Origin of the sequence: Frankia sp. Hr75.2, assembly GCF_949319125.1 — a bacterium.
GTDB lineage: Bacteria > Actinomycetota > Actinomycetes > Frankiales > Frankiaceae > Parafrankia > Parafrankia soli.
Window position 1 is genome coordinate 14,598 of sequence record NZ_CASGGV010000311.1, and the last position, 21,794, is coordinate 36,391.

Below are 21,794 nucleotides of genomic sequence, written 5' to 3' on the forward strand. Positions count from 1 at the left end.
CTGCTGCCTGGGTGTTCAGTCGTCCGGGCGGTCGCGGCGGGCACGTTTGATCGTGGAGCGGCGCTTCTTGCCGGCCAGCCGGCGCTCGACCGAGCCGCGGGTGGGGCGGGTCGCCTGGCGCGGCCGGGGCGGCGGCGCGGTGGCCTCCCGGAGGGTGCTGGCCAGCCGGGCGAGCGCGGCCTCCCGGTTGCGGAGCTGGGAGCGGTGCTCGGAGGCGGCGAGCGTGAGCACGCCGTCCACCAGCCGCCCGTCAAGGCGGGACAACGCCCGCTCCCGCATCTGCTCCGGGACGGAGCCCGACCGGGCCAGGTCGAACGACAGTTCGACCCGGGAGTCGGAGGTGTTCACCGACTGGCCGCCGGGCCCGGCGGATCGCGAATAGCGCCACGCCAGCTCGCCGGCCGGGATTCCGAAGCCCGGCCGGATCACCAGGACGCTCGGCAGCACCCGTCCATCGTGCCAGCCGGCGGCGGTTGGCGTCCCGGGCGTTTCGGAACCACCGCCGAAGATCGCCTACCGGCGGGCCGTGCCGGGCGTTTCTCCCGGCCGGCCCCACCGGTTGGGTCAGTCGGCCGGTGGGCTCAGTCGGCCGGCTCAGCCCAGGGCGATGTTCACGATCCGGCCGGGGACCACGATAAGGCGCTTGATGGTGCGCCCGGAGGTGTGCCGGGTGTAGTCCGCATGTGCCTCCAGGACCGCGCGCACGGCCGCCTCGTCCGCGTCGGCCGGGACGTCGATCGTGAAGCGCACCTTGCCGTTGACCTGCACCGGTAGCCGCACCGTCGCGGCCGCCGCCAGCGACTCGTCCCCCTCGGGGAAGGGCACGGCGCAGACCGAGCCGGTGTGCCCCAGCCGCGTCCACAGCTCCTCGGCGATGTGCGGCGCCAGCGGCGCGGCCATCAGCACCAACGCCTCGGCCAGCTCCCGTGGCGGGCCGTCGAGCCCGGCGCCGAAGCGCTTGCTGGCCAGGTTCGTCAGCTCGATGAGCCGGGCGACCGCGGTGTTGAAGCGCAGCTCGGCGTAGTCGGCGCGGACGGCCAGGATCGTCCGGTGCAGGGCCTGCGCGGTCTCGTCGTCGAGCGCGGCGGCACGGACCCGTGGCTCCCCGGTGCCCTCGTCGATGATGTTGCGCCACAGCCGCTGCAGGAACCGGTAGGAGCCGACGATGTCGTCGGTGCGCCACGGACGGTGGGCGTCCAGCGGGCCCATCGCCATCTCGTACACGCGCAGCGTGTCGGCCCCGTAGCTGTCGTACATCTCGTCGGGGCTGACGCTGTTCTTGAGGCTCTTGCCCATCTTCCCGGAGCGCCGGTTGACCGGGGCGCCCTCGTGGCTGAACGACCCGTCGGCACCCTGGACGACCTCGACCGCCGCGACGTACATGCCGCGCTCGTCGGTGAACGCGTCCGCCTGGATGTAGCCCTGGTTGTAGAGCCGCTTGAACGGCTCCCTGGTCGAGACCAGGCCCAGGTCGTACAGCACCTTGTGCCAGAACCGGGCGTAGAGCAGGTGCAGCACGGCGTGCTCGACGCCGCCCACGTACAGGTCGACGCCGCCGTCGCCGGCCGGGCCGCGCTCGGAGTGCATCCAGTAGCGCTCGACGGCCGGGTCGACGAAGCGCTCGGAGTTCGTCGGGTCCAGGTAGCGCAGGTAGTACCAGCAGGAGCCGGCCCACTGCGGCATCGTGTTCAGCTCGCGGCGGTAGCTGCGCGGGCCGTCGCCCAGGTCGAGGGTGACCGTGGTCCACTCGCTGGCCCGGGCCAGCGGGGGGACGGGCTCGCTCTCGTCGTCGTCGGCCATCGCCTTCGGCCGGAAGTCGGTCATCTCCGGGAGCTCGACCGGCAGCTGGTCCTCGGGTACGGCGCGGGGCATGCCGTCGTCGTCGAAGACGATCGGGAACGGCTCACCCCAGTAGCGCTGGCGGGAGAACAGCCAGTCCCGCAGCCGGTAGGAGCGGGTCGCCCGGCCGCGGCCGTCGTCCTCCAGCCAGCTGATCGTCGTCTTGATCGCGTCGGCCTTGGACAGGCCGGCCAGCACGGGCCGGTCCGTGGCGCCGGCCAGATACGAGCCCTCGCCGCTGAACGCCTCCGGCCAGGACGACGCCGGAGCCCCGGCGGCCAGGTCGCGCTCGGCCAGCCACGCCTCGTCGGGCTCCAGGACCGCGGGAATGGGCAGGCCGAACTCCCGGGCGAAGGAGAAGTCACGCTCGTCGTGCGCGGGCACCGCCATGATCGCGCCGGTGCCGTAGCCGAGCAGGACGTAGTCCGCCAGGAAGACCGGGATCACGCCGCCGCCGACCGGGTTGCGGACGTACGTCCCGGTGAACACGCCGGTGCGGTCGATCTCCGTGCCGCCGCGCTGGCGGTCGCTGCGCCGGGCGGCGAACGCCCGGTAGGCGTCGACGGCCGCCTGGGGCGTCCACTCCCCGTCGGTGACACCGGCAGGGCGTTCCTGCGCGAAGCGCCAGCCCGCCGGGGTGTCGGCCGGCCACGAGGTGGCGGTCAGGGCGTCGACCAGCGGGTGCTCCGGCGCCAGGACGAGGAAGGTCGCACCCGGCAGGGTGTCGGGCCGGGTGGTGTACACCTCGACGTCGATCGGCGCCGGCCCGACCGGGGCATCCACCCCGCCCGCGCCGGCAGTGTCGCCCGCGCCGGTGACCGTGGAGAAGCGGACGGTCGCGCCGTCGCTCGGGCCGATCCAGTTCCGCTGCATGTGCTTGATGGAATCCGGCCAGTCGACCAGGTCCAGGTCGGACATCAGCCGGTCCGCGTAGGCGGTGATCCGCATCATCCACTGGCGCAGCGGACGGCGGTAGACCGGATAGTTCCCGATGTCGCTGCGACCCTCGGGCGTGACCTCCTCGTTGGCCAGCACCGTGCCCAGCCCCGGGCACCAGTTGACCAGCTCCTCGGAGATGTAGGTCAGCCGGTGCGCGTCGACGACCCGGCGGCGCTCCGTCGCGGTCAGCTCCGACCAGGCGGCCTGCCGCGGGTTCGCCTCGGCCGTGCCGGGCCCGGTCGCGGCGCGGTGCCCGGCGTCGAGCTCCTCGACCAGCTCGCTGATCGGACGGGCCCGCCCGGCGGCCTCGTCGTACCAGCTGTCGAAGATCTTCAGGAAGATCCACTGTGTCCATCGGTAGTACGCGGTGTCGGTGGTGGCGATCTCGCGGCGGGTGTCGTGGCCCAGCCCCAGCCGGGAGAGCTGGCGGCGCATGTTCGCGATGTTCGCCTCGGTCGTCACCCGGGGGTGCTGGCCGGTGTTGATGGCGTACTGCTCGGCCGGCAACCCGAAGGCGTCGTAGCCGAAGGTGTGCAGGACATGGCGCCCGGTCATTCGCAGGAAGCGGGCGAAGACGTCCGAGCCGATGTAGCCCAGCGGGTGGCCCACATGCAGGCCGGTTCCGCTCGGGTACGGGAACATGTCGAGGACGTAGAACGGGTCACGGCCGCGGACCGCCTCGAAGCCCTCGGACAGCGGGCCCGTCGGGTTCGGCGACTCGAAGGTGCCCTCCCGCAGCCACCGCTGCTGCCAGTGCCGCTCGATCTCGGCGGCCAGCCGGGAGTCGTACCGGTGGGGCAGGTCGCCGTCACCGGCCGCGGTTCCCGCGGGCACCGCGGCGGGGCCGCGCTCGGTCGTCTCGCTCATGGCAGGTCGCATCCCAGGGCTTCGATCACTGTTGACCCGCCCGCGTTCGCGCGCCCTGCCGACGACGGCCGTCCGCGGGCCCAGCGAGGTCGTGGCGGTCGAGGCGGTCGTGAACCGGAGCGAGTGAACAGCGGGGATCACCTTCGGCCTCCAGCGTATCGGTTCGGCCACGGCCCCCCTCCTCCCGCGCACGGCTGTCGCGAGACTGTGGGCCGGAGGGGCCCTGATTGCCCTGGCGCGGCCGATGTCCCGGCCGTGGCGATGGCATGGTGGTGCGGTGCCCAACAAGCTCGCGGAGCAGACGTCCCCCTACCTGCTGCAGCACGCCGACAACCCGGTCGACTGGTGGCCCTGGGGGCCCGAGGCGTTCGCCGAGGCCACCACCCGCGGGGTGCCGGTGTTGCTCTCCGTGGGCTACGCGGCCTGCCACTGGTGCCACGTCATGGCGCACGAGTCCTTCGAGGACCCCGAGATCGCCGCGTACATGAACCAGCACTTCGTCAACATCAAGGTCGACCGGGAGGAGCGCCCCGACGTCGACTCGGTGTACATGGACGTCACGGTCGCGCTCACCGGGCACGGCGGCTGGCCGATGACGGTGTTCCTCACCCCGGCCGCCGAGCCGTTCTTCGCCGGCACCTACTTCCCACCCCGGCCGATGCGGGGCAGCGCGTCGTTCCCCCAGGTCATGGCGGCCATCGTGGACGCGTGGACGGCGCGCCGGGCGGAGGTCGAGCAGTCCGGGGCGGACATCGCCCGCCAGCTGGCGGAGGCGGTGGCGCCCGGTGGAGCGGCGTCCGGCGGTGGGGCCACAACACAGATCACGGCCGACCTTCTCGACCGGGCGGTCGCCGGGCTGGCCGACCGGTTCGACTCCGTGCACGGCGGGTTCGGCGGGGCGCCGAAGTTCCCACCGTCGATGGTCGCCGAGATGCTGCTGCGGAGCTGGGCCCGCACCGGGGACGGCCGGGCCCTGGGAATGGTGCGCGAGACCTGCGAGCGGATGGCGCGCGGCGGGATGTACGACCAGCTCGGCGGCGGCTTCGCCCGCTACAGCGTGGACGAGTCGTGGACCGTCCCGCACTTCGAGAAGATGCTGTACGACAACGCCCAGCTGCTGCGGGTCTACCTGCATCTGTGGCGGGCCACGGGCCTGCCGCTGGCCGAGCGGGTGGTGCGCGAGACCGCGGCCTTCCTGCTCGCCGACCTGCGTACCCCCGAGGGGGGCTTCGCCTCGGCGCTCGACGCCGACGCCGTGCCGGCGGGCAGCCCCGGCGGCCATCCCGAGGAGGGCGCGAGCTACTCGTGGACGCCCGCCCAGCTGGTGGACGTGCTCGGCCCCGACGACGGTGCCCTGGCCGCGCGGGTCCTGGGGGTCACCGCGGAGGGGTCGTTCGAGCACGGGACGTCCGTGCTGATGCTGCCGGCCGACCCGGAGGACCCCGCCAGGTTCGCCCGGGTCCGGGCGGCGCTGGCCGCCGCGCGTGCCACCCGCCCACAGCCGGCCCGGGACGACAAGATCGTCGCGGCCTGGAACGGTCTGGTCATCGGGGCGCTCGCCGAGGCGGGCGCGCTGCTGGGCGAGCCGTCCTGGGTGGGGGCCGCCGAGCGCGCCGCCGAGCTGCTGCGGGACGTCCACCTGCACGAGGGCCGGCTGTGGCGGACCAGCCGGGACGGCCGGCGCGGCCCCAACGCCGGTGTGCTGGAGGACTACGGGTGTGTCGCCGAGGGCTTCCTCACGCTGCACCAGGTGACAGGCACCGCGGGCTGGCTCGCGCTCGCCGGCGAGTTGCTCGATGTGGTCCGGGCGCGGTTCGCGGCGCCGGACGGCGGCTACTTCGACACCGCGGACGACGCCGAGGCGCTGCTGCGCCGGCCGCGGGACGCCTCCGACTCGGCGACCCCCTCGGGCCAGGCGGCCGTCGCCGGCGCCCTGCTGACCTACGCGGCGCTCACCGGCTCCGCCGATCACCGGGACAGCGCGCGGGCGACCGTCGAGCAGCTCACCCCGCTGTTGAGCCGGGACGCCCGTTTCGCCGGCTGGGCGGGTGCCGTCGCGGAGGCCCTGCTGGCCGGGCCGGCCGAGGTCGCGGTGGTCGGCCGGCCGGATCTGGAGCGTCTGGCCAGGCTCGGTACCGCTCCCGGCGCGGTCGTCGTCACCGAGGGCCCGCTGACCGCGGGCCGGGACGAGCCGGCCGTCTACATCTGCCGGGACTTCGTCTGCGAGCTCCCGGCGCGGACCCCGGAGGAGGTCCGCGCGCGGCTGGGAGTGCGGCTTCCAGCCTGACTCGATCAGCCTGACCCGATTGGCACGGGCCGGTTTGTTCGCTGAGGCCGAACGCGCCTGGTCCGGACGGCCCGCGCACTGTCACGATTGGCTGTGTAAGCATGTAATCGGCGGCGCGGGCCGGGCGCGGCGTGAGCGGCCGGCCCGGGCGGGGCCACCGTGCCGCCCGACCGGGCGTGCCATCCGACCAGGTGAGGGGTCTGTCATGGCCGGTCTTCGCGGGCGTGGGGGCGGACGGGGAGGCGAACGGCCCGAGCCCGTCCCGGCCGATGACGTCGCCGCGTGGTTCGCCCGCCGAGTACCCGACGGCTGGTTCACCGGGCCACCGAAGGTCACCGTCGACCGGGACGAGATCACCGTGGTCGGCGCGCTGCCGCCGTCGGACGCGGACCGGGTCGGCCGAATCCGCGGATTCCGCGAGGAGACCCGGGACGCGCGAATCGGCATGGCCCGGGAGGCGGAACTGCGCTACGGCCGCAGCGTGTCCTGGGGGGTGTCGCTCGGAGGTAGTACGGAGTTGTTCACCACCGTGTCCGTTCCGGTGATGACCCGGCTGCGCCAGCCTGAACGGCAGGTTCTCGACACCCTGGTCGATTCCGGGGTGGCGCGCAGCCGGAGCGAGGCCCTTGCCTGGTGCGTGCGGCTGGTGGGGGAGAACGCCGACACCTGGCTCGCCCGGTTGCGCGAAGCGATGGAAAAGGTAGAGCAGATCCGGTCGGAAGGACCGGGAATCTAGTCCCGTCCCGACTGTCTGCCGTCGAATCTTGGACGGTGGGTCCGACCGGCCGAGGGTGAATCCGCCGGCGGCCACCGGTCACCCGTCCCGGGTGATTCGGCATTTCGTATCCCGGTCGGCCGGGCCAAGGGGCCGGACTTTTGGCCCGGCCGGGTGACCGGTCCGGTGACCGCCCGTGGTGGATCCGGGCACGGCCTTCGGTGGCGGGCGGCGGGGCCGCGGTCACCGCCGCGTCACAAACACGTGCGGGTGTGCCGGGAGTCAGCCGAGCATGGCGATCATCAGTGCTGTGTAGTGACAGCCGGCGGCGACGAGGGTGAATGCGTGGAACACCTCGTGGTACCCGAAGGTGCTGGGTGCCGGGTCAGGTCGGCGGGTGGCGTACACCAGCGCGCCGAGGCTGTAGCAGGCGCCGCCCACCAGTAGCAGGACCATCGCGGCCACGCCGGCCTGGTGCATCAGCTCGGGTATGACGAAGACGGCGACCCAGCCCAGGGCGATGTAGAGCGGGACGATCAGGAAGCGCGGCGAGTGCAGCCACAGCATGCGCACCAGCACGCCCAGCGCCGCGCCGCCCCAGACGACGGCCAGCACGATGCGTGCGGTGTGCTCCGGCATCGCGATGAGGGCGAATGGGGTGTAGGTGCCGGCGATGAAAATGAAGATCATAGAGTGGTCGAGGCGCTTCATCAGCGAGCGGGCGCGTGAGGTCGACCACATTTTTCGGTGATAGAGGGCACTGGTTCCGAACAGTGCGGCAATGCTGATCGCGTAAACGCCCACCCCGAGGCGGGCCCTCAGTGTCGTGGCCAGTGCCACCGCAATGACGCCGAGTGCAAGGCTCACGGGGAATGCTCCGGCGTGTAGCCACCCCCGCATGCGCGGTCGCACCAGGTCACGCGGATGGGAGTTCGAGGTCGCGTCGTCGGAGCCGGCGGTCTGCCGCGCGGGGGAGGCCACGGGGCAGAACGATATCGGGTCGGCATCGGGGTCACGAAGCGGAGCCGACCAGCGGCGGTCAGTCCGTCCCGGTGCGTGATGGATCCTACGTTTCCGCGTACTGCCTACCGCGCGACTCTGCACCGAAAGAGCGGTACAGTCTAATGATCCTGAACGCGGCCTCGAACTGCCCCGTTTCCCACAGGTTTGTACCTGGGTGTCTGGTGGTGTTCGGGTGCGAACGCGGCACCTGGCTCACGGCACTCGCACACGGGACGAGAACGCGACAGGTTCAACTCGACCGGAGGTGTGAGCTGTGACGACCGCGGCACAGATTCCCGGGCTGGATGCCGCCCCCACCAAGCACGCCAGGCTGCTCGCCTGGGTGCGTGAGATCGCCGAACTCACCCAGCCGGACCGTATTGAATGGTGCGACGGCTCGGAATCCGAGTTCGATCGGCTGACATCACTGCTCATCGACAAGGGCACTCTCGTCCAGCTTGACGACGAGAAACGCCCGAACAGCTTCTACGCCGCTTCGGACCCCAGCGACGTGGCGCGTGTGGAGGACCGGACCTACATTTGTTCGGAAAAGGCCGAGGATGCCGGCCCGACGAACAACTGGCTTGATCCGGCCGAAATGCGCACGAAGCTGGGTGAGCTCTTCTCCGGATGCATGCGGGGACGGACGATGTATGTCGTACCGTTCTGCATGGGTCCGCTCGGTTCGCACATCTCGGCGCTCGGCGTCGAAATCACGGACTCGCCCTACGTCGTCATCTCCATGCGCACGATGACCCGTATGGGAACTCCCGCGCTGGACCAGCTCGGTGACGACGGCTTCTTCGTCCCGGCGGTTCACTCACTGGGCGCGCCCCTGGAGCCGGGCGCGACGGACGTCCCGTGGCCGTGTAATTCGACGAAGTACATCACGCACTTCCCGGAGACCCGCGAGATCTGGTCGTACGGCTCCGGTTACGGCGGCAACGCGCTGCTCGGCAAGAAGTGCTACGCCCTGCGCATCGCCTCGGTCATGGCGCGTGACCAGGGGTGGCTGGCCGAGCACATGCTGATCCTCAAGCTGACCTCGCCGGCCGGCAAGGTCCACTTCATCGCCGCCGCGTTCCCGTCGGCATGCGGCAAGACCAACCTCGCGATGCTGATCCCGACGCTGCCCGGCTGGAAGGCCGAGACGGTCGGCGACGACATCGCCTGGATGCGCTTCGGTGACGACGGCCGGCTCTACGCCGTCAACCCGGAGGCGGGTCTGTTCGGGGTGGCGCCGGGCACCGGCGAGGAGACCAACCCGAACGCGATCAAGACCCTGTGGGGGAACGCGGTCTTCACCAACGTCGCGCGGACCGACGACGGTGACGTCTGGTGGGAGGGCCTCACTCCGGACAAGCCCGCGCACCTCGTCGACTGGAAGGGCCGGGACTGGACGCCCGACTCGTCCGAGCCGGCCGCGCACCCGAACGCCCGGTTCACCGTGCCGGCGAGCCAGTGCCCGACCATGGCGCCCGAGTGGGAGAACCCGGCCGGCGTTCCCATCTCGGCGATCCTGTTCGGCGGCCGCCGCGCGACGGCCGTCCCGCTGGTGACCGAGGCGCCGGACTGGCAGCGTGGGGTGTTCTTCGGCTCGATCGTCTCCTCCGAGACCACCGCCGCCGCGGCCGGGGCGATCGGCAAGCTGCGACGGGACCCGTTCGCGATGCTGCCGTTCTGCGGCTACAACATGGCCGACTACTTCGCCCACTGGCTGAAGATCGGCAAGAACGCCGACCCGGCCAAGCTGCCGCGGATCTACTACGTGAACTGGTTCCGCAAGAGCCCCGAGGGCCGTTACCTCTGGCCAGGGTTCGGCGAGAACAGCCGCGTGCTGGCCTGGGTCGCGAGCCGGCTCGACGGCGAGGCGAAGGGCACGGAGACCCCGCTGGGCATCCTCCCGGCCCCGGGCGAGCTCCCCACCGAGGGCCTGGACGTCTCCGAGGCCGACCTGGAGACGCTGCTCTCCGTCGACACCGAGGTGTGGCGGCAGGAGGCGGAGCTGATCCCGGAGCACTACAACACCTTCGGCGACCGCCTGCCGGCGGAGCTGTGGGCGGAGCACGAGGCACTCACCAAGCGCCTCAACGGCTGACGGCCAGCCAGTCAGCTCGCGCGGGCTGAGCTCGGCGCGGGCCGGGCTTCTCGAGGACTGAACGGCCTCGAGGGCCAGGCGTCTGGACGGCTGACGACCGGAGGAGACCGACCGCACCGCGGCCGGTGTCCCTCCCCGGGGCGTCGAACCGGCGTCCGCGATCATTCGCGGGCGCCGGTTCGGCGTTTCGGGGACGGCCACGTCGCGGGGACGGCGCTGCGGGGAGAGCGGCCCGCGGCCCGTGCCGGCGCGGGGTAGCCGAGGGCGGGGTGCGCGCGGGACGGGCCCCGTGCCGTCGAGGCTGGTCCGCGGTGGGAAGAGTCTCACCGCGCCAGGAGGTCCGAGCGCCGCCGGCGCCGCGACCTGAGAAGAACTGATCGGTTTCGGTCCGTGAGATTATTCGCAGAGGGTGACTAGAACCGAGTCTTCGCCGAGCATGGACCACGAAGGGCACACAAAGACAAGCGAAGCGTGTTGTAAGAAGTTGGTCGCCATCTTGCGGGGTGGCGGCTAACGTGAGAGCCCTAGCGTCTCAAGTCGTGGTCCGACATCGGGTCGGCCACTCGGGAGGCCCCTCGGTGCCGCAACTGCGACAACGTCAGGAGGCCGGTACCCGGCTCCTGCTCAGGGGCCCGGTCCCGGATACCTCCGAGTAAGCGGGTGGGCGTGTGCCACGAACGCATGTCGTCGACACAAGCGTGCTGCTCTCTGATCCTGGCGCGCTGCTGCGGTTCGCGGAGCACAATGTCGTGCTCCCCCTGGTCGTCATAGGGGAGCTGGAAGGTAAGCGAAACCACCCGGAGCTGGGTTGGTTCGCCCGGGAGGCACTGCGCATCCTGGACGACCTCCGGATCCGCCACGGCCGGCTGGACCAGCCACTGCCGTTGGAGACCGGTGGAACGCTCCGAGTGGAACTTAACCACACCGACTCGTCCGTGCTTCCACCGGGGTTCCGCGTGGACGACAACGACTCCAGGATCCTCTCGGTGGCCCTCAACCTCGCGCGTGAAGGCGCCGAGGTGGTGCTGGTCACGAAGGACCTGCCGCTGCGTGTGAAGGCATCCGTGGTCGGGCTCGCCGCGGAGGAGTACCAGGCACTGTCGCCGGTCGACAGCGGCTGGAGCGGGATGGCGGAGCTGACCGTCAGCCAGGACGATCTCGACCGGCTCTACGCCAAGGAGCTCGTCGAGGCCGCGGAGGCGGCCGACCTGCCCTGCCACACCGGCCTCGTGCTCACCGCGCCCGGAGGGAGCGCCTCGGCACTCGGCCGGGTCACCGCCGACAAGTCCATCCAGCTCGTGCGCGGCGACCGCGACGCCTTCGGGCTGCACGGCCGCTCCGCGGAGCAGCGGGTGGCCCTCGACCTGCTCCTCGACCACGAGGTCGGCATCGTCTCCCTCGGTGGCCGCGCGGGTACGGGAAAGTCCGCCCTCGCCCTGTGCGCCGGCCTCGAGGCGGTCATGGAACGCCGGCTGCACCGGCGGGTCGTCGTCTTCCGCCCGCTCTACGCCGTCGGCGGCCAGGACCTCGGCTACCTGCCCGGCAGCGAGAACGAGAAAATGGCACCGTGGGCGCAGGCCGTCTTCGACACCCTCGGCGCGCTCGTGTCGCCCGAGGTCATCGAGGAGATCGTCGATCGGGGCATGCTCGAGGTGCTCCCGCTCACGCACATCCGCGGCCGCTCGCTGCACGACGCCTTCGTCATCGTGGACGAGGCACAGTCGCTTGAGCGGGGCGTGCTGCTGACGGTCCTGTCCCGGCTCGGCCAGGGCTCGCGGGTCGTCCTCACCCACGACGTCGCCCAGCGCGACAACCTGCGGGTCGGCCGTCATGACGGAGTCGCCTCGGTCATCGAGACACTCAAGGGCCACCCCCTGTTCGCCCACGTCACCCTGACCCGCTCCGAGCGGTCCCCGATCGCCGCCCTCGTCACAACCATGCTCGAGGACCTGGTGCTCTGATCGGGCCCAACCGGCCGAACTGGCCCAGTTTGGCCTAACCACCCCGAACACCTCCCCGAACCACCCACATCCACTGGACGTCCACTCCCGCGGAACATCGGGGCGCCCAGGGACCGTCGCTGCCCGGGCACGCCGCGGTGCGCGGGAGGCGTCGGGTGCCCGGGGGCGTCGGTCTTCGGGGAATCCGGGTGTCCGGGAACGCCTGCCCCGACGGCAGGCCCGGGGTGCGCGGCGACATCGCTGAACCGTGGCGGGTGAGTGAGTCTATAGACCCCCTCACCCGCCACAGACAGCCGCCACATATCGGCCCGGGCGCCAGGATGCTTGGGGGTGCAGGGCGTCGGGGAACGGGGTTGGGGCCTGCGGGGGGTCGGGAACTTGGGGGAGTCCGCGGTGGTTGTGTCTGTCGGAACTCCCCGGAGGTGGTTCGCGATGTTCTTCGGTCGCCACAAGACGACCCTCCCGACTGCCGACCAGGCCCTGCCTGGCCGCGGCACGCCGATCTTCACCGGCCCCGACCGTCACACCGTCCTCGGCACGTCCTTGCTCGGCCCCTTCCCGGAGGGGCTGCGTACGGCGGTGTTCGGGATGGGCTGTTTCTGGGGTGCGGAGCGCAAGTTCTGGCAGGTCCCGGGGGTGTACTCGACCGCGGTCGGCTACGCGGGCGGGATCACGCCCAACCCGACCTACGAGGAGGCCTGCTCCGGCCTGACCGGCCACACCGAGGCCGTGCTCGTCGTCTTCGACCCGGCGAAGGTCAGCTTCGCCGAGTTGCTGCGGGTCTTCTGGGAGGCGCACGACCCGACACAGGGCATGCGCCAGGGCAACGACGTCGGCACCCAGTACCGGTCGGCGGTCTACACGACCGGCGAGGACCAGGCCGCGGCCGCGCAGGCGAGCCGGGACGCTTTCCAACGCGTCCTCACCGCCGCCGGCTACCCGGAGATCACCACGGAGATCGCGCCCGCCGGCCCGTTCTACTACGCCGAGGAGTACCACCAGCAGTACCTGTCGGACGCCAAGAATCCCCACGGCTACTGCGGCCTGGGCGGAACCGGAGTCAGCTGCCCCGTCGGCCTCGCGTCAGCGGAGTCCTGAGCGATCGCCAGCCGGTTGGACCAAGCGCTCCGACCGGCTGGCGGCCAGTGTGTCCAGACCCGTGGCCGGTGTCGGAAGGGTCAGGGCGGGCAGCGCAGGTCAGGAGTCCCGAGACCCATGACCAGGTCGCAGTACGCGGCCCGGGTGACCTGCCAGCCCGCCGGGGTGAGTACCGCCTCGCCGAAGGCGCCCGAGGGGCTGCGTGCCGCCAGCAGGGCCTGGGGAGGCACTGTCGGGTCGGTGAACGAGACCCACAGCCCCGCCGAGACGGTGCCCGGGGCGACGACGAGCATCTGATCGATCTGCACCGACAGGGTGGCCGCGAACCGGGGGTACCGGGCCGCCACCTTGGCGCGCAGTGAGGCCAGTGCCGGGCCGTCCTGCACCGCGGCGGCGAACCGGTCGTCACGGACGCCGGCGGTGAAGGCGTCGTGGGGGTGGGGCGTTCTGGACATCGGTGGGGTGGCCTCCAACGGGTCGGCCGAGGCGACGACGGTGGCGGCGGAGCCACCGCCTTCGGTCCCGCGGTGGCCGCGGGTGATCGCCTTGAGGGTGTGGGTGCGGGTCCCGCCCGCGGGCTCAGGCGTCGACCACCCGGCGCCACGTCTCGTCGGTGATGATCACGTGGTCGAGGAAGCGCAGGCCCAGCAGCGCGGCCGACTCCCGGAGCCGGGTGGTGACGCGGCGGTCGTCCGCGCTCGGCTCGGGGTTGCCGTCGGGGTGGTTGTGGGCCACTCCGAACGCCGAGCCCCCGCAGCGCAGCACGTAGCCGAGCAGGTCGCGCATGCTCAGCGGGCTGTGGCCGGACGCGCCCTGCGTGAGCAGCCGCGCCCGCAGGATGCCCGCGTTGCCGTCGCAGACGACCACGACGACACGCTCGCCGCGCAGGCCGCGCAGCAGCGGCGCGGCGGCCTCGGCCAGTGCCGCCGTGCTGGTCAGCCCGGTGGCGCCGGCCGCCGGGGGCCGGGCGCGCCGGCCCAGGTGGAAGGCCGCGCAGACCCGGGCCGCCTTCGCCGGCCCCACCCCGGGCTGCGCGATCAGCTCCTGCGGGTCGGCCCGTGAGAGCTCGTACAGCCCGCCGTGCCGGGCGATGAGCCGCCCGGCGAGATCGACCGCGTCACAGCCGGGCGAGCCCGACCCGAGCAGGAGCGCCAGCAGCTCGCGATCGGCGAGTGCCTCGGCGCCCGCGGCCAGGGCTCGCTCGCGTGGCCGTTCCCGTATCGGAAGATCCTTCACCCGCATGGCTACCCCGTTCATGGGCGAGCGACATCACGAGCCGGGCCCGCCGTGCCCGGCGCCGTATCACGGTAGACGGCGGGTACGACGGGTTCCGCCAGTCGCGGCGCCCCGGGGGTATCGCAACGTCGCGGGGTGCCTGCGCGTCTGTTCTGTGCCTGCACACTTCGGCGCGTGGGGGAACATGTGGCTCGCCGCAACAACGACCACCGGACGTGGGACGAACTCAGCCGCCCGGAACAGCGGACCGGGCTGGCGCTGCTCGCCGCCGTCGGGCTCGTCGCGGTGATCGGGGTGTGGTTCCTGATCGGTGGTGACGGCGCGGACGCCGAGACCGGCGCGGCCGCGCCCCCGACCATCGACCTCGAGGCCGAGCTGGCCTACTGGTACCAGTCCACGTCGGCGGTGCGCACGGACGTTGCCAGGGCGGCCACCGACGTGCGCACCCACATCGGCGCGAACGACGGGATCTCGCTGCGGCCAGCCTGTGAGGTGCTGGACCGGGCGGCCCGGGACGCGGCCGAGATCCCGGCCGCGCCGCTGGAGTCGGCGGCTCGGACCTGGTCCGACGGTGCCGCGGCGTACGCCGGCGCGGCCAGGGCCTGCGGCAACCTCTTCGACGGCACGCCCGTCCCGCCGCCCACCCTGCTCACGCGCACGACGTCCGCCCTCGACACGGCGGACGGCCTGTGGGCTCGGCTGGCGTCCGACCTGGGTGAACCGGCCCTCGTGGTCCCTCCGGCCTGAGCCGGCCGGGTTCGGGCGGCGTGGCTTCGATGCTGCGACACTTCGGCTGATGGACTACCCAGCACAGTTCGAGGCCCACGCCGACGCCCTGCTGGCGGCCGCGTCGCGTGATCTCGACGCACCCGTCCCGAGTTGTCCCGGCTGGGACTGCCGCCGCCTGGTCTCCCACGTCGCCCGGTTGCTCGCCTCGACGGTGCGCCACCTGCCGCGGGGAACGACCGATCCGCCCGAGCTGGTGCCCCGCCCGCCCGCGGAGGCCGGCGAGCTCACCGCCTACTACCGGCGGATGGTCACCGAAACGCTCACGGTGCTTCGTGACGTCGATCCGGGCGCGCCGGCCTGGACGTTCGTCGCCGGGTTCGCCCCCGAGGTGGCCGGGTTCTGGCCGCGCCGGCTGGCCAACGAGTTCCAGGTGCACGCCTGGGACGCCGCCGCCGCGTTCGGTGCGCCGCCGGAGCTGGTCCCGCAGCTGGCCGCGGACGGCGTGGACGAGGTGTTGACGGTGCTGCTGCCGGCGGCGCGTGCGGCCGGGATCTCGCCGCCGGGCGAGGGCACCGCGCATGTGCACCTCACCGACCTGCCCGGCGAGTGGCTGGTGCGTCTGAACGGCCCCGCCGTCACGGTGACGCCCGAGCACGCCAAGGGGGACGCCGCGCTGCGGGGGCCGGCCGGGCCCGTCCTGCTCGCGTTGTGGGGGCGGCTCGATCCGGCCGCTCCCGGTCCGCGTGGGGACGGCCTCGCCGTCCACGGCGACGCCGCCATCCTGGCCGGGCTGCGGCCGGGCTGATCAAGGCCGTCCCGGTGCTCGCGGGTGCGGCGTTCCCGCCGGCGTGTCCTCAGGGATCCGCCGGCGGGAACGCCGCCGGCTCACGAAGTGCCGGTGGGCCGGCGGAACAGCGTGGCGGTGGGGGCCGCGGCGGTCAGCGTGGCCTTGGCCGGGGTGAACAGGAAGGACTTCTGCGGCAGGCCGTCCGGGCCGAGGAAGAACGCCTGCTCGATCGAGTCGACCTGGATGCGTGCCCCGGTGTCGTATCCCGCGCCGATCAGCCGGGTCGCCTGGATGGAGGCGATGTCCTCGGCGACGGTGCCCGGCGGGAGCGCGATCGCGGTCTGCGCGGGGGAGTCCCGCTGGAGGGACCACGCCGGATACACCCCGCTGGAGCGGAACGTGTTGGGGTTGCCGGAGAGCCGGACGCCCACGGACAGCCCGACCCAGGCGTCGTCGGTGTTCGGCTGGCCCAGCGTGCTCTTACGGATGACCAGGTACAGGTAGTTGCGGGGATCGCTGATCAGGTCGGTGGACGACGCCTCGGGGGCCTCGGTCACCTTGCCCTCGCGGTTCACCTCCTGGGCCATCACCCAGTACGTCCACGGGTTGCGGTCCATGACCCGCTCGCGGGCCTCGTCCGCCTGGTCCAGGGGCTCGCCCAGGGCGAGGGAGAAGCGCATCCTGCCGTCCGTCGGGTCGCACATGTTGTTGTTCAGCGTGCAGGTCTGCAGGACGGGGTGGGTGCCCTCGAGACGTCCGGTGAACGGGGCCTGGACGTGCTCAGGCGCCTGGATCACGGCGCTGCCCGGTACGGCGTTGCCGGCGGCGTCGACCTCGACCTGGTAGGTCCACTCGATGTCGGTGGTGCGGCCCCAGCGGGCCATCAGCGCGGGCGTGGACGTCCCGCCGTCCTCGTTGCTCCAGATCATGGAGTAGGTGAACAGGCGGTGCCCGGAGACCGCGGTCGGGGCCTCGGAGTAGAAGGCGACGAGCGGGGCGTCGGTGAGGGCGTTCTGGAAGGGGCCGGTCGCCGGTGTCCCGGGCAGAAGCGCGGGGTTGACCGCCGTGCGCCCGTAGAGCACCGGGGCGTTGCGGGCCGCCGCGTACTGGGGGTCACCGGGCGCGATCGTGCGGAAGGCGAAGTCCGACAGCTTCGCCGTGGACGACCCCTGCGGGGAGCGGTCCTCGGCGAACAGCAGCCGCAGGTTGTGCTTCCCGGGGGTGAGCGCGCCGAGGGCCAGGCCGCGCCGGATCGGGAACGACGCGGGGATCACCACGTCCGTCGTGTAGGTGCCGTCGACGAACACGGAGACCACGGCGGACTCGGAACCGACCGTTCCCCAGGAGACGCCCGGGGCGGACGTGGTCACGTCGAGCACGACCTCGCCCGCGTTGTCCACGCTGAACGGGACGGTCGTCTCGGCCGCGCGGTCGAGCACCACCTCGGCGGGCGCGGCGGGCGCGTCACCGCTCGAGTCACACGCCGCGACGGTCACGGCGAGCAGGGTGGCGGCGAGCCCGCCACCGAGCAGTCGGCGAATTACCCCAGGCACCCGATTCTCCTTCTGTGATCCGGGAGCACCCGCCGCGCTGCGGCCGTCCCACCCGTCCCGAATCGTCACGCGATCCTGCGTTTCTCCATCCTGACGTCTCAGCCGCGTTCGGTCGCAGCCGCCTCCCCCTAATGGGGGGTGTCATCCTGGAAGGTCCAGTTGGGGGGCACCCGTTTGGTCACTCTCGGTTGAGGGTGCGGGTGGGGGTCGGACGTCCGCGAGCGGGGTGACCGCTGCCGCGGGTGGCGGATGTCGCCTGCCGCGACGGCCGGGAATCCCTCCGAACGTGCCCGCGGCGGACGCGGAGGCGCAGGCCCGTCCGGCATCATTCTTGAGGGGTACGTGCAGCAGGGGTGCGTGAGCGCGTGGAGACAGACGCCCGGAGCCAGGAACGCTCGTACCCATGGCACGCCATCGGCAGCCAGATCAGGGCTCCCCGCCGCACGGGTCGTCGGCTGGGTGGGGAGCCGCCCGACCACAGGCCGTCGAAGCACGCGGGGAGGCACCGTGCGCAAGTTCGTGATCATGGGCGTGCAGGGCAGCGGGAAGGGGACCCAGGCGAAGCTGATGGCCGACGAGCTCGACCTGGTCCACATCAGCGTGGGCGACGTGTTCCGCTGGAACGTGCAGAACCACACCAAGATCGGCGCGCAGGTGCGGCGGATCGTGGCCAGCGGGCACCTGGTGGGCGACGACCTCGTCGAGTCGGTGGTCCGCACCCGGCTCACCGAGCACGACTGGAACTACGGGTTCATCATCGACGGGTTCCCGCGCAACGCCAGGCAGGCGGAGTTCTTCCTGGAGAGCTACGACATAGACGGCGTCATCTACCTCGACCTGCCGGACGAGGAGGTGGTGCGCCGGGTGCTGGCCCGCCGGCTGTGCTCGCGATGTGGTCTTGACTACAACCTGATCGCGAGCCGGCCGCAGATCGAGGACACCTGTGACGTCTGTGGGGGCGCGCTGGTGACGCGCTCCGACGACAACCCCGAGGCCCTTGCGGTGCGGCTCTCGGAGTACCACGCGAAGACCCGGCCGGTGATGGAGATCTTCCAGCGCAAGGAGCAGGTCGCCGTGGTCGACGCGCGGCGCTCCGTTCTGGAGGTGCAGGCGGAGATCCGCGACCAGTTCGCCCTGCCGTCACCGCGCGCGATGGCACGGTGACCGTCCCGCCCGGCGGATCCACTCTGGCCCGGTGATGATCCGCCGGCCCGGCGGTAATCCCCCGGGCCGGGGGAGTCACTGCTTCTGGAAGACGACCGCGATCGCGTTCGCGGAGCCGACGCCGGCGGCCCCGATCGTCCCGGTCACGCCCTTGCCCCGGAACTCGATCGAGCTGGCGATGCCGGCGACACCGACGTCCCGGGTGATCTCGTACCCGGCGGCCGGCAGCGCCTGGCGGTAGAAGGCGCGGGCGGCGTCGCTGTCCACGCCCTCCATCGTGAAGGTGGAACGGCTGCCGGTGGTCGTCCCCACCTTCACGGTGGCGCCGGGCGGGATCGGGAAGTCGGGCGGGATGTTCGTGCCGCGCAGCGCCTCCGCCCCGGTCGCCGTGTCGACTCGACCGACGCCGGGCAGCGACGTCGGGAGCGCGGTCGGGATCGCCGTCGGCAGCGAGGTCGGCAGGGACGTCGGCAGGCCGCTGGGCAGGCTGGTAGGCAGGCTCGCCGAGGGCTTCGGGACGTCCAGGTCGCCGTCGGAGCCGTTGCAGCCGGCGAGGGTGACCGCGGCCACGGCCGCCATCCCCACCGCCAGCAGCCTGCCCCGGTATACCCGCGGCCCGACCTGGGTGAGGGCGATTTTCGGCATGCCCGGTCCTCCCCGTGCTCATGATCGCGCCGTGCCGCCGCGGCCCGTCATGCGGCGGATCTACACAAGATCGACTGAGGACACCCTAGCGGCACGTCGTCCGAACCCGTCTCATCGTGTCACGAACGCGACGACTCGCCGCATCCCGCCGAACTCGCCCCGCCCCCGGAACTCCCCGCATCCCGGGGGAACTCCCGGCATCCCCTGCGAACCAGGTGGATTGGGCGGGGGACAAGTGGGGGATAGGGAACTACGTGCCACCCGGAGGCGGGACCACCGCCGCCTCGGGCCCGGCGCGGGCGGGCGCCGCGGGCGGGGTCGCCCGGGTTGGGCGCGCGGCGCGGTCGCACGATTCCGGCGACTGATCGTCAGGCCTGCTGGTCATGGCGTTTTAGCCCACTGTGCCCCCATTGTCCATACCTGGAGTCAGGGAGTGCGCACGGAGCCGGTCCGATAAGTGTCACCCCATCTGGGGGGTGCCTTGGGCGGCTTACACCTGTACGTTCCTTTTGTGGCGGTCACGAACAACGCGGTGATCGGTGTTGCGCTGGGGTACATCGAGGCCAACCCCGACGAGACGGACCTACTACGTTCCCTGATCGTGCTTGCGCTGCATGGGCCGCCCGTCGTCACCCGCTCCACGACTCCGGCCCATGTCACGTGCAGCGCGGTGCTGGTCTCGCCCGACTGGCGGGTGCTGCAGACCAGGCGGCGCCCCGCCAGGAACTGGCGGCTGCCGGGCGGGCACATCGACCCCGAGGACCAGTCGCTGCTCGGCGCCGCGCTGCGCCATCTCGCGACGGAGGCCGACATCGAGGCGAACGGCCTGATCCCGGCGAGCGTGTTACCCGTTGACGTGACGGCCCACCCCATCGACGCCGTCCCCGCGCTCAGCGAGCCCGAGCACGTGCACTACGAGGCCACTTTCCTGCTGCACGTCGACGACCGCACGCTGCCCGAGCCGTCGGGCCGGGGGATCTCCCGCCGCTGGGTGAACCTCGCCGACGTACGCGGCAAGCTCGGCGACAAGCTCCGGCTGGCCTCCAACCGCGCCGAGGTCTGACCTACCGCTCCGAATGACCTCGGACAATGTGTTCCGTGATGTGACGGATCCGCGTCCGGGTTATTTCTCGGCCACGGCGTCGGCCGGCCTGGTCGCTGTGGCCGGTGAAATCCGCGAAACAATACGCGCACCCTCTTCTCTCGCGTCCCGGCCGCCGCTACACACATCTGGTGGCAGCGCGCGGGACCGGCCGGCGGGGGACGACCCCTGTCGTCGATGGCCCTGGCCCTGACCCTGGCGCTGGTCGGCTGCATCGCCTGCTCCTCGTGCCTTCCCCTGCCACGGCGGTCCTGCCCGCTCCCGGTGAGGCCCCCGCCGCGCCAGCCGCCCGCGATTCCCCTCGGGCGGACGGCGACGGAGTCGACCCGTTGAGCACCCCGCCGACCCGTCCCCTGATCGGGGTCAGGGGACGGGTCGGAAAAATATCCGGGCAGTACTGATGGATCTTTAGCTGAAAGCGATTCGACAAGCACGGCCACTCCGGGCGGACCGGATTCGGCGAGCGGGCCGGACGGGGCGACCAGTGTGGTGGGTGGGCGGGGGCGGGCTTCAATGTGGATCCCTGCTCTCCGAGCCCGCCTCGGGATGACGCCGGGTTCGGCCGGACGGTCCTGCCTGGGACAACGTCCGGCTGACGACGGGGCGCGGTCGTAGGCTTCTGGAACGGGTGCCGGCGGCCGAGTGCCGGGTGCCGGGTGCCGGTGAAGGGGAGCGGCGTGGACACGATTCCGATCCGGTTCGTCGACGGTCACATGGTGCTCGACATCGCCGAGTCACTGTCGACGGTGCGCTGCGACGGCAGCCACCTGTGGCTGGGCGGCGACGAGACCGTGACGATCGAGCGGGTGACCCGCTCGGCGGACGGCGACTGCTACGGCGGGCACGTGAGCTTCCAGGTGGGCGACTTCCTGGCGCTGCCCGAGCCGGCCGACGCCGACGGGGTCGTGCCGGAGATCGACATCGAGGGCCTGGACCTCGCAGGCGGCTACCTCTGGTTCACCGGGTCGCACGCCAGGACGCGCAAGCGGGTGCGGCCCGACCACGCCACCGAGGCGGCGCTCACCCGGCTCGCCAAGGTGAGCAACAACGCCAACCGGCACATCATCGGCCGGATACCGGTCGTGGAGACGCCCGACGGGCCCGTGCTGGCCGCGTCGGCGCCGGACCCGGCGAACCCGGGCCGGAAGTTGTCGGCGGCGGCCCTGGGCCTACGCAAGAGCACCCGGCTCACCCGCGCGCTGCGCGACGACCCGCACCTGGGGCCCTTCCTCACGATCCCCAGCAAGGACAACGGCCTGGACATCGAGGGACTGGCCGTCGTGGGGGAGCGGATCTACCTGGGCCTGCGGGGCCCCGTGCTGCGCGGCTGGGCCGTCGTCATCGAGCTGCGGCTGGCCGGCAGCGACGGCCCCGACCTGCTGCTCGCCCCGCTCGACGACGGCCCCTACCGCAAGCACTTCCTCGACCTGGGCGGCCTCGGGGTGCGCGACATGATCCCCTACGGGGACGACCTGCTCGTCCTCGCCGGGCCGACGATGGATCTCGACGGCCCGGTCCGCATCCACGCCTGGCGGGGCGCGGTGCGGGCGGAGACGTCCGTCGTGGTGCGTGGCACCGTCATCGAGAAGATCATGGACGTCCCCTACGGCGATGGAGTGGACCACGCCGAGGGCATCACCCTGATCCCCGACCCGGGTGGTTCCGGCGGGCAGGCGCTGCTGGTCGTCTACGACAGCCCCGCTCCGCACCGCCGCCGGCACCGCCACGAGATCGTCGCGGACGTCCTGCCCCTGCCGCCCGCCGCCGGCTAG

Annotated in this window: 17 protein-coding genes; 10 read left to right on the forward strand and 7 right to left on the reverse strand. The window is 72.2% G+C overall.

The annotated features are described in order from the left end of the window. Window positions 1–15: 15 nt before the first annotated feature. Window positions 16–447, reverse strand: coding sequence for an alternative ribosome rescue aminoacyl-tRNA hydrolase ArfB (gene arfB, locus AC559T_RS27190; protein ID WP_020458478.1), 432 nt, complete (start codon window positions 445–447; stop codon window positions 16–18). Between the two features lie 147 nt (window positions 448–594). Then, complete coding sequence (locus tag AC559T_RS27195) at window positions 595–3,645, reverse strand: leucine--tRNA ligase (protein WP_498870517.1); 3,051 nt, start codon at window positions 3,643–3,645, stop codon at window positions 595–597. A 277-nt stretch (window positions 3,646–3,922) separates the two neighbouring features. Between AC559T_RS27195 and AC559T_RS27200 the strand changes: the two genes are divergently transcribed. Together AC559T_RS27200 and abmR are read left to right on the forward strand one after the other, a co-directional pair. Further along, entirely contained in the window at window positions 3,923–5,932 is a 2,010-nt protein-coding gene (locus AC559T_RS27200) for a thioredoxin domain-containing protein (protein WP_112106375.1), read from the forward strand. Window positions 5,933–6,137: 205 nt separating this feature from the next. Next, window positions 6,138–6,668, forward strand: a complete 531-nt coding sequence (gene abmR / locus AC559T_RS27205) for an ATP-binding transcription factor AbmR (protein ID WP_020458481.1) — start codon at window positions 6,138–6,140, stop codon at window positions 6,666–6,668. A gap of 261 nt (window positions 6,669–6,929) precedes the next feature. Here abmR and trhA read toward each other — a convergent pair whose 3' ends face one another. Then, window positions 6,930–7,628, reverse strand: coding sequence for a PAQR family membrane homeostasis protein TrhA (gene trhA / locus AC559T_RS27210; protein WP_498870518.1), 699 nt, complete (start codon window positions 7,626–7,628; stop codon window positions 6,930–6,932). Between the two features lie 295 nt (window positions 7,629–7,923). Between trhA and AC559T_RS27215 the strand changes: the two genes are divergently transcribed. The 3 genes from AC559T_RS27215 to msrA all read left to right on the forward strand — a co-directional run bounded on the left by AC559T_RS27215 (window position 7,924) and on the right by msrA (window position 12,806). Beyond that, the gene (locus AC559T_RS27215; protein WP_498870519.1) at window positions 7,924–9,747 is read left to right on the forward strand and encodes a phosphoenolpyruvate carboxykinase (GTP); all 1,824 of its coding nucleotides are present in this window, start codon (window positions 7,924–7,926) and stop codon (window positions 9,745–9,747) included. 668 nt (window positions 9,748–10,415) lie between these two features. After that, the gene (gene phoH2, locus AC559T_RS27220) at window positions 10,416–11,708 is read left to right on the forward strand and encodes an RNA 5'-3' helicase PhoH2 (protein ID WP_071059262.1); all 1,293 of its coding nucleotides are present in this window, start codon (window positions 10,416–10,418) and stop codon (window positions 11,706–11,708) included. Between the two features lie 432 nt (window positions 11,709–12,140). After that, on the forward strand, window positions 12,141–12,806 hold the full coding sequence (msrA, locus tag AC559T_RS27225; protein WP_071059264.1) for a peptide-methionine (S)-S-oxide reductase MsrA: 666 nt from the start codon (window positions 12,141–12,143) through the stop codon (window positions 12,804–12,806). A gap of 80 nt (window positions 12,807–12,886) precedes the next feature. On the opposite strand, the gene AC559T_RS27230 is transcribed toward msrA, so the two are convergent. Further along, window positions 12,887–13,261, reverse strand: coding sequence for a hypothetical protein (locus AC559T_RS27230; protein WP_498870520.1), 375 nt, complete (start codon window positions 13,259–13,261; stop codon window positions 12,887–12,889). Between the two features lie 124 nt (window positions 13,262–13,385). Next, window positions 13,386–14,063, reverse strand: coding sequence for a JAB domain-containing protein (locus tag AC559T_RS27235; RefSeq protein ID WP_498870521.1), 678 nt, complete (start codon window positions 14,061–14,063; stop codon window positions 13,386–13,388). A 153-nt stretch (window positions 14,064–14,216) separates the two neighbouring features. Here AC559T_RS27235 and AC559T_RS27240 point away from each other — a divergent pair, with 153 nt between their 5' ends. Both AC559T_RS27240 and AC559T_RS27245 read left to right on the forward strand, forming a co-directional pair. Beyond that, complete coding sequence (locus AC559T_RS27240; protein WP_498870522.1) at window positions 14,217–14,789, forward strand: hypothetical protein; 573 nt, start codon at window positions 14,217–14,219, stop codon at window positions 14,787–14,789. A gap of 49 nt (window positions 14,790–14,838) precedes the next feature. Continuing rightward, window positions 14,839–15,576: a maleylpyruvate isomerase N-terminal domain-containing protein gene (locus tag AC559T_RS27245; RefSeq protein ID WP_071059438.1), complete on the forward strand. Its 738-nt coding sequence runs from the start codon at window positions 14,839–14,841 to the stop codon at window positions 15,574–15,576. Window positions 15,577–15,656: 80 nt separating this feature from the next. Here AC559T_RS27245 and AC559T_RS27250 read toward each other — a convergent pair whose 3' ends face one another. After that, window positions 15,657–17,111: a hypothetical protein gene (locus tag AC559T_RS27250; RefSeq protein WP_498870523.1), complete on the reverse strand. Its 1,455-nt coding sequence runs from the start codon at window positions 17,109–17,111 to the stop codon at window positions 15,657–15,659. A 507-nt stretch (window positions 17,112–17,618) separates the two neighbouring features. On the opposite strand from AC559T_RS27250, the gene AC559T_RS27255 reads away from it, so the two are divergent. Continuing rightward, window positions 17,619–18,275: an adenylate kinase family protein gene (locus AC559T_RS27255; RefSeq protein WP_018502151.1), complete on the forward strand. Its 657-nt coding sequence runs from the start codon at window positions 17,619–17,621 to the stop codon at window positions 18,273–18,275. Between the two features lie 75 nt (window positions 18,276–18,350). Here the strand turns inward: AC559T_RS27255 and AC559T_RS27260 are convergent, their stop codons facing one another. Continuing rightward, window positions 18,351–18,920, reverse strand: a complete 570-nt coding sequence (locus AC559T_RS27260; protein ID WP_498870524.1) for a hypothetical protein — start codon at window positions 18,918–18,920, stop codon at window positions 18,351–18,353. 511 nt (window positions 18,921–19,431) lie between these two features. Here AC559T_RS27260 and AC559T_RS27265 point away from each other — a divergent pair. Both AC559T_RS27265 and AC559T_RS27270 read left to right on the forward strand, forming a co-directional pair. Beyond that, the gene (locus tag AC559T_RS27265; RefSeq protein WP_071059275.1) at window positions 19,432–19,983 is read left to right on the forward strand and encodes an NUDIX domain-containing protein; all 552 of its coding nucleotides are present in this window, start codon (window positions 19,432–19,434) and stop codon (window positions 19,981–19,983) included. Between the two features lie 716 nt (window positions 19,984–20,699). Beyond that, window positions 20,700–21,794, forward strand: coding sequence for a DUF3616 domain-containing protein (locus AC559T_RS27270; protein ID WP_498870525.1), 1,095 nt, complete (start codon window positions 20,700–20,702; stop codon window positions 21,792–21,794).